This window comes from Acinetobacter sp. ANC 4470, from assembly GCF_002135335.1.
In the GTDB taxonomy this organism is placed as follows: domain Bacteria; phylum Pseudomonadota; class Gammaproteobacteria; order Pseudomonadales; family Moraxellaceae; genus Acinetobacter.
In genome coordinates this window covers 161,208-174,218 of the sequence record NZ_NEGC01000003.1, presented here as the reverse complement: position 1 = coordinate 174,218, position 13,011 = coordinate 161,208, and the positions used below count along the sequence as shown (strand labels likewise).

Annotated in this window: 7 protein-coding genes and 1 CRISPR repeat array; of the genes, 4 read left to right on the top strand and 3 right to left on the bottom strand. The window is 39.7% G+C overall.

Annotated elements, in window-relative coordinates:
- Positions 1-1,044 (top strand): type I-F CRISPR-associated protein Csy3, encoded by a 1,044-nt coding sequence (csy3, locus tag B9T25_RS05885; protein ID WP_086187540.1) that lies wholly within the window; start codon positions 1-3, stop codon positions 1,042-1,044.
- The gene (cas6f, locus tag B9T25_RS05880; protein WP_086187539.1) at positions 1,044-1,631 is read left to right on the top strand and encodes a type I-F CRISPR-associated endoribonuclease Cas6/Csy4; all 588 of its coding nucleotides are present in this window, start codon (positions 1,044-1,046) and stop codon (positions 1,629-1,631) included. The genes csy3 and cas6f overlap by 1 nt, the downstream gene beginning before the upstream one ends.
- 131 nt (positions 1,632-1,762) lie before the next feature.
- Positions 1,763-7,072: a CRISPR direct-repeat array (repeat unit 28 nt; unit sequence GTTCACTGCCGAATAGGCAGCTTAGAAA).
- A 134-nt stretch (positions 7,073-7,206) separates the two neighbouring features.
- On the opposite strand, the gene B9T25_RS05875 is transcribed toward cas6f, so the two are convergent.
- Together B9T25_RS05875 and B9T25_RS05870 are read right to left on the bottom strand one after the other, a co-directional pair.
- Positions 7,207-7,317: a hypothetical protein gene (locus tag B9T25_RS05875; protein WP_086187538.1), complete on the bottom strand. Its 111-nt coding sequence runs from the start codon at positions 7,315-7,317 to the stop codon at positions 7,207-7,209.
- A gap of 204 nt (positions 7,318-7,521) precedes the next feature.
- A complete protein-coding gene (locus B9T25_RS05870) occupies positions 7,522-8,946 on the bottom strand; it encodes a PLP-dependent aminotransferase family protein (protein ID WP_086187537.1) in 1,425 nt (474 codons plus the stop codon).
- A 521-nt stretch (positions 8,947-9,467) separates the two neighbouring features.
- Here B9T25_RS05870 and B9T25_RS05865 point away from each other — a divergent pair.
- Positions 9,468-10,535, top strand: a complete 1,068-nt coding sequence (locus tag B9T25_RS05865; protein ID WP_086187536.1) for a 4-phosphoerythronate dehydrogenase — start codon at positions 9,468-9,470, stop codon at positions 10,533-10,535.
- A 32-nt stretch (positions 10,536-10,567) separates the two neighbouring features.
- Positions 10,568-11,539, top strand: a complete 972-nt coding sequence (epmA, locus tag B9T25_RS05860; RefSeq protein ID WP_171262741.1) for an EF-P lysine aminoacylase EpmA — start codon at positions 10,568-10,570, stop codon at positions 11,537-11,539.
- 161 nt (positions 11,540-11,700) lie between these two features.
- Here the strand turns inward: epmA and B9T25_RS05855 are convergent, their stop codons facing one another.
- Positions 11,701-12,936, bottom strand: coding sequence for a multifunctional CCA addition/repair protein (locus B9T25_RS05855; RefSeq protein WP_086187535.1), 1,236 nt, complete (start codon positions 12,934-12,936; stop codon positions 11,701-11,703).
- Between the last annotated feature and the right edge of the window lie 75 nt (positions 12,937-13,011).

The following is a 13,011-nucleotide window of genomic DNA, read 5'->3' as shown; positions in this document are numbered from 1 at the left end:
ATGGCTAAGAACGATACAAAATTAAAAACAGCATCAGTACTTTCATTTAACCGCCATTTAGATCCATCGGATGGACGGATGTACGCAGTGAATTGGGCTGATATTTCACAGGGTTCAGGAACTGCTGCCATCGTTATTCAAGAAAAATCGGTACGTGGTACGATTTCAAATCGCCCTAAAAACAGCAAAGAAACCAGTCCAGCAGATATAGATGCGGCAGTAAATAAAGCGAATCTACAAACAGTGGATGTTGCAGCTTTACCACAAGGTAAAGATACCGTTGCAGTCACCTTTACTTTACGTGTTTTGCCAAATGTAGGACGTCCATCAGCTTGTAATGATGTCAGTTTTGCTGAGCGTTTAAATGCTGTAGTGACGTCTTATCATGCAGAAAATAAATTTGCTGAATTGGCAAAACGCTACGCATCAAATTTGGCCAATGGGCGTTTTTTATGGCGTAATCGTATAGGTGCTGAAAATGTAACTGTATCAGTGGCACGTATTATTGATGGTAAAGCAGCTGATACTGTGAATTTTGATGCTTTGGCTAATCGTTTAAATGAAATTACAGTACATCAAGATCAGCAAAAACAGTTAGAACAACTATCAAGTTGGATGCAAGCTGGTTTGAATGGTGATGAACATGTGTTATTGAAAGTAACAGGCTTTGCACGTTTAGGTGAGGGGCAAGAAGTTTATCCATCTCAGGAGTTGATTCTAGATACTGGTAATTCTAAAGGTGCAAAAAGTAAAACACTTTATGCAATAAAAGATAAGGATGCAGGCTTACACTCGCAAAAAATTGGTAATGCGCTACGTACAATTGATACTTGGTATCCGAATGCTGAAAAGCCGATTGCCGTAGAGCCATATGGTTCTGTGACATCAGAAGGTAAAGCCTATCGCCAGCCAGCAGAGAAAAAAGATTTCTATAATATTTTTGATGCTTGGGTCAATACTGGAAAAGTACCAGATGCCGAGCAACAGCATTATGTGATGGCTGTATTAATCCGTGGTGGTGTATTTGGTGAGAGTGATAAGTAATGAAATATTATCTGGAATTGAAATTGCTTCCCGATGATGATATTTCAGCCCACTTTTTACTAGCGAAAGTATATACACAGTTGCATATCGCTTTTGCAGAAATTAAAAATGCTGAACACAAAATTAATATTGGAGTTTCATTTCCCCAATATCGATTTAATCAGGAAAAAGGTGTTGGGTTTTTGGGTGAAAAGCTTCGGCTTTTTGCTCAAAATGAAGCTGATTTGAAAAAACTTGATCTTAAAAAATGGTTAGATCGATTAATTGATTATGTTCATATTAAATCTATTCAAGAAGTACCTGAAAATATAAAAAGTTATGCCACCTATAAACGTAAGCAAGTGAAAACCAATGCTGAGCGTCTGGCGCGTCATCGCGTAAAACGTGGCGATATTGGTTTTGATGAAGCTTTGGCTCGTTATAGTAATGTTGTTACCACAACGGATCTGCCTTTTATTCAAATGAAAAGTTTAACGTCTGATCAAATGTTTAAACTTTTCATAGAAAAGAAAAATGCTGAACAATCTGAAAGTCGGGTTTTTAGTACCTATGGTTTAAGTTCGGAATCCAGTGTTCCTGAGTTTTAACCCAATATATTTTCACTCTTTAACAGTTTAATAAAATCAATAAGTTATAAACGTGGGTTAAAACTTGGGTCTTTTATAGATTTTTAGTGTTAACTCACTGTTATAACTTTATTTTTTGCTATAAAATTACTGTTCACTGCCGAATAGGCAGCTTAGAAATGTTGTTTCAGACATGCCATTCCCCTTATTTTTGTTCACTGCCGAATAGGCAGCTTAGAAATAAATCTGTCATAACAATTGTAGGGGGGTCTTGTTCACTGCCGAATAGGCAGCTTAGAAACATTTATTTTTAGAACCACAGAGTATACAGATGTTCACTGCCGAATAGGCAGCTTAGAAACTCCCGTGATAACTACTCGTTCAGCAGAACAAGTTCACTGCCGAATAGGCAGCTTAGAAATTATCCGCCCACTGTTTCTTTTCCTGATTTACGTTCACTGCCGAATAGGCAGCTTAGAAAAAGCCAAATGGAAATGAACGAATATGATCAATGTTCACTGCCGAATAGGCAGCTTAGAAATTCATGCGTTCTTCTTCAAAAGTTGTTTCAACGTTCACTGCCGAATAGGCAGCTTAGAAAATTCGACCTTGAGCGGTTATCTGCGCTTTCAAGTTCACTGCCGAATAGGCAGCTTAGAAAGCTAGTACGTGCGGGAATGCTGCGACTGGTTTGTTCACTGCCGAATAGGCAGCTTAGAAATACATCAATATCGCCCTCTGCTGCATGAGCACGTTCACTGCCGAATAGGCAGCTTAGAAATTTATCTGCGCGGATCGACTGGATCGTTGAAGGTTCACTGCCGAATAGGCAGCTTAGAAAGTACCTCGCTACGGGCGAACACCTAGATGCGTGTTCACTGCCGAATAGGCAGCTTAGAAAGTTTACCGTTTACGACAGAACAGCTTAACCTTGTTCACTGCCGAATAGGCAGCTTAGAAAATTCTTTTTGGAACGATGGCGCGCCTGCGTCTGTTCACTGCCGAATAGGCAGCTTAGAAAGAACTCTCCCGAATCTCTTGCAGCATTTCAACAGTTCACTGCCGAATAGGCAGCTTAGAAATGCTGAATAACTCCCGCGATTAATAGCGGGTTGTTCACTGCCGAATAGGCAGCTTAGAAATTACTTTAATTACTTTTTAAGGATACATCATGGTTCACTGCCGAATAGGCAGCTTAGAAATAAATTTAGATGATATCCGGGTGGAACTAATTGTTCACTGCCGAATAGGCAGCTTAGAAAGCATGGTGCGGTATATATATTGCAAAAGTATTGTTCACTGCCGAATAGGCAGCTTAGAAAGCTACCAATCCCCCTTCGTTATTTGTTACCGTGTTCACTGCCGAATAGGCAGCTTAGAAAAGAGCCTTCCCGAAACGATCAAGGTGAAATTAGTTCACTGCCGAATAGGCAGCTTAGAAATTTCGAAAATCTTCAACTGTGCTCATACGTGGGTTCACTGCCGAATAGGCAGCTTAGAAATATATCGTTTTGAGTTTGACCGTATGAGATAAGTTCACTGCCGAATAGGCAGCTTAGAAAAGACGTATTAGATTTTTTGCTAACCAAAGCAGGTTCACTGCCGAATAGGCAGCTTAGAAATTATAAAATGTTAGAGAATTAATATCTAGCTCGTTCACTGCCGAATAGGCAGCTTAGAAATGAAGGCAATCACAAGGGCAATGGTCGTTTAAGTTCACTGCCGAATAGGCAGCTTAGAAAAAGTAAATTAGAGTCAAGCATGGCTTCAGTTGGTTCACTGCCGAATAGGCAGCTTAGAAAAACTGCAACACATGTTTGGAACGGATCACTCTGTTCACTGCCGAATAGGCAGCTTAGAAAATCAAAAAAGTTACCCATGTTGCACCTCAAAGGTTCACTGCCGAATAGGCAGCTTAGAAATTGGGGTGCAAAAAAAGTAATTCATTTATTTGGTTCACTGCCGAATAGGCAGCTTAGAAATTTAAAAAAATAATTTCCAAACAAGAATTGAGGTTCACTGCCGAATAGGCAGCTTAGAAAGCAGTAAGAAACTAAAAAAAACAGCGTAAAGGGTTCACTGCCGAATAGGCAGCTTAGAAATTAAATCAAAAACCTGCACAATTGGCAGGGCTGTTCACTGCCGAATAGGCAGCTTAGAAAAGTCAAATCTTGATCTGAATATGCTAAAGGAAGTTCACTGCCGAATAGGCAGCTTAGAAATATTAAGCCTATCATTATAATTCAATCGGTTAGTTCACTGCCGAATAGGCAGCTTAGAAATTTAGATACATCCCAAGGTAATGCAGTTGGGCGTTCACTGCCGAATAGGCAGCTTAGAAATAATAGGAAAGGGCAGAGAAATTATGAGGGAAGTTCACTGCCGAATAGGCAGCTTAGAAACAACTAAAAACAAGGTTAATACTGCTAATTTTGTTCACTGCCGAATAGGCAGCTTAGAAACTTCATCACCACCAGCTAAAGCGGTTTTAATTGTTCACTGCCGAATAGGCAGCTTAGAAAACGCTTGAACCTTTCATTTTATAAGCAAGATTGTTCACTGCCGAATAGGCAGCTTAGAAAAATACCACCAGTGACATTTTTCATGGTGCTTTGTTCACTGCCGAATAGGCAGCTTAGAAATGCCGCAGTTAATCAAAAATTCCCCAAAATTGGTTCACTGCCGAATAGGCAGCTTAGAAATATTCTTAATCGCCACTTAGGGTTAATCCCATGTTCACTGCCGAATAGGCAGCTTAGAAATTTAATATTCGTAAACACTCAACAAAGGTTTAGTTCACTGCCGAATAGGCAGCTTAGAAAACGTTCGAAATAAAACGGGCGGCGCTCAAGAAGTTCACTGCCGAATAGGCAGCTTAGAAAATATATAAGCAACATCGTTAGATATGGAAAAAGTTCACTGCCGAATAGGCAGCTTAGAAAATTGATTTAGAGTTGCTATCATTTGCCACCTTGTTCACTGCCGAATAGGCAGCTTAGAAAGTGCAGCCAACGGCAAATTGGTGGCGTATGTAGTTCACTGCCGAATAGGCAGCTTAGAAATGTCAGTCCTATGACTCCGTAGAGTTTCGCTAGTTCACTGCCGAATAGGCAGCTTAGAAAATTGTTTAGCGCCCTCTCCGTTTTTTAAGTTAGTTCACTGCCGAATAGGCAGCTTAGAAAACAGTCGGGCTATTAAAACCTCTAAATTCACTGTTCACTGCCGAATAGGCAGCTTAGAAATTATGTAGAAATTAAAGCAAGTCCTGCGAAATGTTCACTGCCGAATAGGCAGCTTAGAAATTATGAGTCTTTACCAACTCATTACACAGGAAGTTCACTGCCGAATAGGCAGCTTAGAAAAAATACCACTCTTTCGCAACATCGCTAAACCAGTTCACTGCCGAATAGGCAGCTTAGAAAGATATTTAAAGTACGACCCCGTCCGTTTGGACGTTCACTGCCGAATAGGCAGCTTAGAAAGTTCCAAGAGCCCAACCTACGCTTTAACCTAAGTTCACTGCCGAATAGGCAGCTTAGAAAGCATCAACCTCTAGCCTAAAAGATACTTGTCTGTTCACTGCCGAATAGGCAGCTTAGAAAAATAGAGCGAAAAGTCAAAGACGTCGGTAAATGTTCACTGCCGAATAGGCAGCTTAGAAAAGTACGAACGCCCCGAATAAACGCCCGGATGTGTTCACTGCCGAATAGGCAGCTTAGAAAATTAAATTTAACACAGCCTGCAAAGACAGGTTGTTCACTGCCGAATAGGCAGCTTAGAAAACATAAATTGAGCAGCATTTTCAAGCCATCTTGTTCACTGCCGAATAGGCAGCTTAGAAAATTGGTATCAGCGTATTGCGATTCAATAAAAAGTTCACTGCCGAATAGGCAGCTTAGAAATGCGCCAATTTTATCTAATGCTAATTTAAATTGTTCACTGCCGAATAGGCAGCTTAGAAACAAGAATTGAACTTGTGGCCTATCCCTTAGGAGTTCACTGCCGAATAGGCAGCTTAGAAATTTTGCTTCACGAAACATTGATTCAGCATTGGGTTCACTGCCGAATAGGCAGCTTAGAAAGATACCAAAAACGGCGAAGACCTAATGCTACCGTTCACTGCCGAATAGGCAGCTTAGAAATGCGAATAACAAACAGGGTATAATGTTTCGTCGTTCACTGCCGAATAGGCAGCTTAGAAAATGCGCGATATGGCTACAAAAGTAACTCGTTTGTTCACTGCCGAATAGGCAGCTTAGAAAGTGTATATTTCGCATTATACCATCGTAAGATAGTTCACTGCCGAATAGGCAGCTTAGAAAGATGTAAGCAAAGACCTTGTATCATTTTCTTTGTTCACTGCCGAATAGGCAGCTTAGAAATCCTTATCCACACTTGTGAACTGACTTCTAGTGTTCACTGCCGAATAGGCAGCTTAGAAAGTTCTCCCGCTGAGCCATTTAAATTTAACCGTGTTCACTGCCGAATAGGCAGCTTAGAAAACTGGGTCATCGAGATAAATGTTTATCTTTACGTTCACTGCCGAATAGGCAGCTTAGGAAGCGCACATCTGGAACTGGGTGTAGTATGCCCCGTTCACTGCCGAATAGGCAGCTTAGAAAAAGGAAAAAACCCGTATGGACTGTATAGCCCAGTTCACTGCCGAATAGGCAGCTTAGAAATTGCGTGGGAAGCATGGCAAGCCAAAGCTCAAGTTCACTGCCGAATAGGCAGCTTAGAAAGTTTGGAGCGAGTGTTACGACAGATTCACCGAGTTCACTGCCGAATAGGCAGCTTAGAAAGATATATGAATCAGTATCACAATAAAAGGGGAGTTCACTGCCGAATAGGCAGCTTAGAAAGGAAGAGTCGAAGCCTACTGGCCCGATGCAATGTTCACTGCCGAATAGGCAGCTTAGAAATGATCCGCTTTGTTTTGAGCAACAACATTGTTGTTCACTGCCGAATAGGCAGCTTAGAAAGTACACCCACAGCGAAAGATCCTAGACGACGTGTTCACTGCCGAATAGGCAGCTTAGAAATTGGGGCAAGAGCGTACTTAAATTGACGTATAGTTCACTGCCGAATAGGCAGCTTAGAAAGTATTACAGAATCAATGATGTTGAGCTTTAATGTTCACTGCCGAATAGGCAGCTTAGAAAGGCATGTGCGGAGAACCACCGTAATTAATTACGTTCACTGCCGAATAGGCAGCTTAGAAAAAGTAGAACTGGATCGCGTGAATAGTAATGTCGTTCACTGCCGAATAGGCAGCTTAGAAATTCGTACTCTAAGATCATCCAGCGCGGTACGAGTTCACTGCCGAATAGGCAGCTTAGAAAAACTGTAGATTCTTTTTCGGGGCTGTTGGCATGTTCACTGCCGAATAGGCAGCTTAGAAATCTATATGCTTACTTAAAAACCTGCCAAGTGGGTTCACTGCCGAATAGGCAGCTTAAAGTTATCAGTTTCAATGAGTGAGTGAGTCTGAGTCTTATTTTAAATAGGAACTGGTAGCTTCAGAAATTATCAAATTAGATTGAATACAGCCAATCAATGGCATCAGTACAGATTTTCTCGCCCAGCATATACTTTTTTATAAAATATATTCCCAAATGAGATAACCTAAACCGAATCCAATGAATGCATAAAGCGTGATTATGAAGAATACAAAACTAGCTTTGTTTTTCTTTCTTAATGAATTCATATTGATGCTCACTGTTTGGTCTTTCAGATAATATAATTATGTAGAGTTTATGTTTAAATGTGTAGATACAAAAAATGATTTAAAAAATATAACAGATTCATGTGCTTTTATTCATCTGTTATAGTTGTGTATGTAAATACAACAATTTGGATGCTAATTTTTTATGAATGCATTGACGCTTTAAAGTGGTAAAAATATGAATAATTATTGTACAGGTTGATTGTTTATAGCATATTGAATACATTCAACTACCTGTGACAAAGCAGATTCAGCCCGATCATTAAAGTCAAAAGAACAATTGATACGTAAAAAATTATTTTGTTTGGCAAAATTAGCATTAAATAAGACGCTTGGTGCAATACTAATATTTCGAGCTAATAACATCTGATAAATATATACACTATCTATATATTTAGGTAATTCAATCCATAAAAAATAACCTGATGGATAATAGGTAATTTTACATATAGCTGGTAAATGTTCTTTTAGATAAGCGTAAAACAGTTTTTTATTGCGCTCCAAAGAAGCACGTAAGGCTTTCAGATGCTTTTCATAATGGCGGTGTGATAAATATTCTACCAACGCATTTTGAATAAATGAATTGACCGATAATGTACTCATTAACTGAATATGTTGAATATGTTCGGAAAATTTTCCCGCATAGACCCAACCCACACGAAAGCCTGCACCTAATGTTTTAGAAAATGAAGAACAATGCAGCACCAGATTGTGCTGATCAAAGTATTTCATTGATAGTGGTTTTTTATGGTCATAATACAGTTCTTCATATACATCATCTTCAATCAAATGAATTTCATACTGATGTAATAATTTTGCCAATTGAAACTTAATTTCATCACTCACGGTAAAACCAATCGGGTTGTGACAGTTCAGCATCAGTAAGCACACCTTGATAGGGTATTTTTGAATCGCTTGCTCGAAGGCATTCAGATCAATTCCATGTTCAGGATGTTCTGGAATAGTAATCACTTTTAAGCCCAAGCGTTCAGCCGCTTGCCATGCGCCATAAAAAATAGTCTGTTGTAATAAAATATAATCACCGACCTGTGTCATGGCTTGTAAAGACAAGTTCAATGCATCCAATCCACCCGATGTAATGACAATGTCTGACGGATCGGTCTGAATCCCTTGCATACAATAGCGTTGAGCGATCAGTTTACGTAAGGCAAAATTACCGGGTGGCAAGCTGGGTGTTTGTTCATAGCTGAGTCTATGGCGGGCGAGTTGTCCCAAAGTCTGGATTAATTTGGCTGAATAAAGTAATTGGCTATTCGGAAAAGCGCTACCAAAAGGGATGATAATATCGGGTTGAATGGATTTTAAATATTGGAATACAGTCGAGTTAATTTCAATTTTAGGATTGAGTACGACATTTTGATTTTGTTCATCATTTGAAGGTTCTTGTGCTACAACAAAATAACCAGACTTTTCTTTTGAATAAATCAGTCCTTGCGCTTCGAGTTCTTGATAAGCATTCATGACCGTAATCAAGCTAAAACCTGATTGTTCTGCTTGATGGCGCAAGGAGGGCAATTTTTCATTGGCTTTCCAAGTTCCATTTTCAATCAGTAGTTTCAAGCTATTCGCAAGTTTTTCAGATTTATACATAAGAATTTAGGTCATCATAATCGAGATAAAATATGAATAGATCACTCTATCTATATACTTTTATCATAGTTGGCTACTGTAACAAGTCAATTTCGTTCAATGCCGAAAACTATGAATGAGGCTTGACGGTATTAAATTGTAGTAAAAGGCTATGCTAGATAAGCGTAATTCAATAAAAATAGGAACAGTTCAGCCATTCATGTCGAGACCGGATCTTGTGCAGTCACTGTTCATAGGACAAAGCCGTGCCTAAAAGCTTTTTTCACATACTGAACAGGATATATTGTACATGGTGGTGCAGTTACTACTCGAAAAGAAGCTAATGCTATCTTTGAATAGATTGAAGTTTACGAAAATCGAATCAGAACGCATTCTACCAATGGCTGATTAAGCCCTGAATCCTTTTGATAGAAATATTTTAAGCGTTTCGAGGGAATGGCTGTCCAGAATACTGTTTAGGATCATAGTCAGATTAGCCTCTAAGCGTTATCATAGCTCTCTTCAAGTCATTGGAACGCGCTATGAAAATTGTCGCAGATGAAAATCTGGCTTTTACTGAATATTTCTTTGCAGATTTTGGAGAAATTCAACAAGCGGCAGGGCGTACTTTAACTCAAGCAGATGTACAGGATGCAGAAGCCTTGTTGGTACGTTCTGTGACGAAAGTAAATGCGCAGCTGATAGAAAATACCGCTGTGAAATTTGTTGGTAGTGCAACGATTGGTACAGATCATTTAGATATTACCAGCTTAGAAAAACACCACATCGCATGGTCAAATGCAGCAGGGTGCAACGCCCAAGCAGTCGCTGAATATGTCATTACGGCATTGTTATATTTGCAACCCGATTTAATTGAAAAAAATGAAAAATTTACCTTAGGGATTGTTGGCTTAGGAAATGTCGGTTCACGTTTAGCGCATATGGCAAAATTGCTCGGTTGGAATGTGATTGGTTATGATCCCTTTGTAAATGGTGAAACGATTCAGCAAGTTGAATTGGAAGAGTTATTAAAAACGGCAGATGCTATTTCGACTCATGTTCCCTTAACCAAAACAGGGGAGCATTCGACGTTTCATTTGATCAATGCTGATGCTTTAGCACAAATGAAACCTGAAGCGATACTGATCAATTCAGCACGTGGTCCAGTGGTGGAAGAGGCAGCTTTGATTGCTGATATTCAAAGTACCAAACGCCAAGTGGTACTAGATGTATTTGAGCATGAACCTGAAATTTCAGCAGAATTACTCAATTTAATTCGTTTAGTAACACCGCATATTGCAGGTTATAGCTTGGAAGGTAAGGCACGTGGTACACAAATGATTTACGATGCTTTTTGCAAAACCTTTAATTTTAGTGCAAATAAGCAATTTGAAACACAATTGCCTGTATGTGAGCAATATTTTAAAAATAATGATTTAAAGCAATCGCTTAAACAACATCTGAGTCAAATTTATGATATTGCGCGAGATGACTCAAATTTACGTGCCTGTTTAAAAGAAGGCAAAGTCGATCAACAAGCTTTTGATTATTTACGTAAAACATATCCATTACGTCGTGAATGGGCAGCGCATGGAGGTCCTAAAGCATGAGTATGGAAAGTTCTGAAATGATAAACACTGAAATGGTAAATTATCAGCCCACTTGTGATATTAAAGCTTTAAAAGCACGTGCCAAAATGTATGCGCAAATTCGTCAATTTTTTGCTGAACGCGAAGTGCTGGAAGTGGAAACGCCAATATTGTCACAAGCAGGTGTAACCGATGTACATTTAGCGTCAGTTCAGGCGAAGCGTCATCTTGGTGGAAAGCAACACACTCATTATTTACAGACTTCACCTGAGTTTGCCATGAAGCGTTTATTGGCGAGTGGTAGTGGATCGATTTACCAAATTTGTAAAGTGTTCCGTGATGATGAACATGGACGTAAACACAACAGTGAATTCACCATGTTGGAATGGTATCGCCCAAATTTAAGCTTAAAAGGGTTAATGTTTGAAGTCACTGACTTACTGAATGTGACTTTGGCGCATCGTTTTGGTGAAGTGCGTCCAACTATTTTAAGTTATAAACATGCTTTTATGGATCGTTTGAATCTCAATCCATTACAAGCCAGTTTAAAACAGTTAAAAGACTGCTGTAACCGTGTCGGTTTAAATCTGGATTTGGGTGATGACCGTTTGGGCTATATCGACTTGTTATTTTCACATATGGTTGAACCGAGTTTAGGCTTTGATACTCCGGTATTTTTAACCGATTTTCCGGCTGAAATGGCATCTCTTGCCAAAGTCAGAACCGATGAAGATGGCGAGCAAGTGGCAGCACGTTTTGAGCTATATATTGAAGGTCTAGAATTGGCAAATGCCTATGATGAACTAATTGATGCTGCGGTGTTACGTTCTCGCTTTGAAGTGGATAATTTGGAGCGTGAAAAGTTAGGTTTACGTGTGATGCCGATTGATGAATATCTACTGGCGGCATTGCCGAATATGACTGAATGTTCCGGTATCGCTTTAGGGATTGATCGTTTATTGATGGTTGCAACGCAGCAGATGACGTTAGAAAAAGTGATTACTTTCCCTGCCGATGTTTCTTAAGAATATCGCTAAAAAATCTTATAAACCCCTCCCTTGCGAAACAATGTTTCTCACCCTTTAAAAAAGGGAGGGGAAAGTTCTTCATTTTTTAAAGGTGAATCGAAATGCTCCGTAAAGGAGGTTTAAAAAAAAGCTTCTCATAAGAGAAGCTTTTTTTTAAACTAGACAATTGAAACAGTCTGCCGTGCTTTTAACTCTTCAATTGCTTTGATACGACGTTGAATGAGCATTTCACCAATATCGGGGCCTTGAATATCTGCGGGAAGATCTTGCGCTTTAATACCACGAACAACGTCTATCGCATCTAATACATATTGCGCTTGTGGATATTCACGATTTTCTAAACCTAGGCGACCACGGGAATCACACTCACAAGCTTGCACATAGGCTGCAACACGTTCAGGGCGACGTAATACATCTAAACGTTGTAATAAGCGCCATAAAGTGCCCGGTTTAAGGGTTAATGCTTGATGGCATTTTAAATGTTCCTTACATACGGCTAGAGCGAGTTGCTTGGTATGGGTTGGAACCTTAAGTCGATCACAAACCTCAGTGACTGGCTTGATGCCACGTTCTTCATGCATAATATGACGTGGTAATTCATCTACTGGAGTAAGTGCTTTACCTAAATCATGCATTAAAACAGCAAAGCGTACATCGAGTGAATAGTTGGCTTTACAAGCTTGTTGTAGCGACATCATGGTATGAATGCCACAGTCAATTTCTGGATGATATTCAGGACGTTGTGGAACGCCATAGAGGGCATCTAATTCTGGGAATAGAACTTTTAAAGCACCACAAACACGTAAGGTTTCAAAATACTCATCAGCATGATCTTCCATCAAGGCACGGGAGGTTTCTTTCCAGACACGTTCAGGCGTTAATGCTTCTAATTCACCTGATTCTGCCAATTGCTGCATCAGCGCTAAGGTTTCAGGTGCAACTGTAAATCCGAGTGATTTATAACGTGCTGTAAAACGTGCAATACGCAAAACGCGTAGGGGATCTTCTACGAACGCATCTGATACGTGGCGGAGTAACCGATCTGCCAAATCTTGTTGACCATTATATGGGTCATAAATTTTACCGTCATCATCCATTGCCATGGCATTAATGGTGAGGTCGCGCCGAATCAGATCTTCTTCGAGGGTGACACTGACATCAGTATAAAATTCAAAACCATGATAACCCTGTCCAGATTTTCGTTCTGTACGAGCTAAAGCATATTCTTCTTTTGTTTTTGGATGTAAAAATACGGGGAAATCTTTACCTACAGGTTGATAACCCTGAGCTAACAATTGTTCAGGTGTAGCACCGACAACGACATAATCTTTTTCGTGATAGGGGTGACCGAGTAAGTGATCACGTACTGCACCGCCTACTAAATAAACTCGCATGAAAAAACCTCTATTCTTCAAGCAATCATGCTACAGAATAGAGGTTTTCTCAAGTAAAGAACCTTAGCTTTTTGC

What these genes read in the sequence shown, in the direction of transcription:
- epmA (WP_171262741.1), top strand. Translation starts at nt 10,568, where the DNA reads ATGGTAAATTATCAGCCCACTTGTGATATTAAAGCTTTAAAAGCACGT.
- B9T25_RS05875 (WP_086187538.1), bottom strand. Translation starts at nt 7,317, where the DNA reads ATGAATTCATTAAGAAAGAAAAACAAAGCTAGTTTTGTATTCTTCATA.
- cas6f (WP_086187539.1), top strand. Translation starts at nt 1,044, where the DNA reads ATGAAATATTATCTGGAATTGAAATTGCTTCCCGATGATGATATTTCA.
- csy3 (WP_086187540.1), top strand. Translation starts at nt 1, where the DNA reads ATGGCTAAGAACGATACAAAATTAAAAACAGCATCAGTACTTTCATTT.
- B9T25_RS05855 (WP_086187535.1), bottom strand. Translation starts at nt 12,936, where the DNA reads ATGCGAGTTTATTTAGTAGGCGGTGCAGTACGTGATCACTTACTCGGT.
- B9T25_RS05865 (WP_086187536.1), top strand. Translation starts at nt 9,468, where the DNA reads ATGAAAATTGTCGCAGATGAAAATCTGGCTTTTACTGAATATTTCTTT.
- B9T25_RS05870 (WP_086187537.1), bottom strand. Translation starts at nt 8,946, where the DNA reads ATGTATAAATCTGAAAAACTTGCGAATAGCTTGAAACTACTGATTGAA.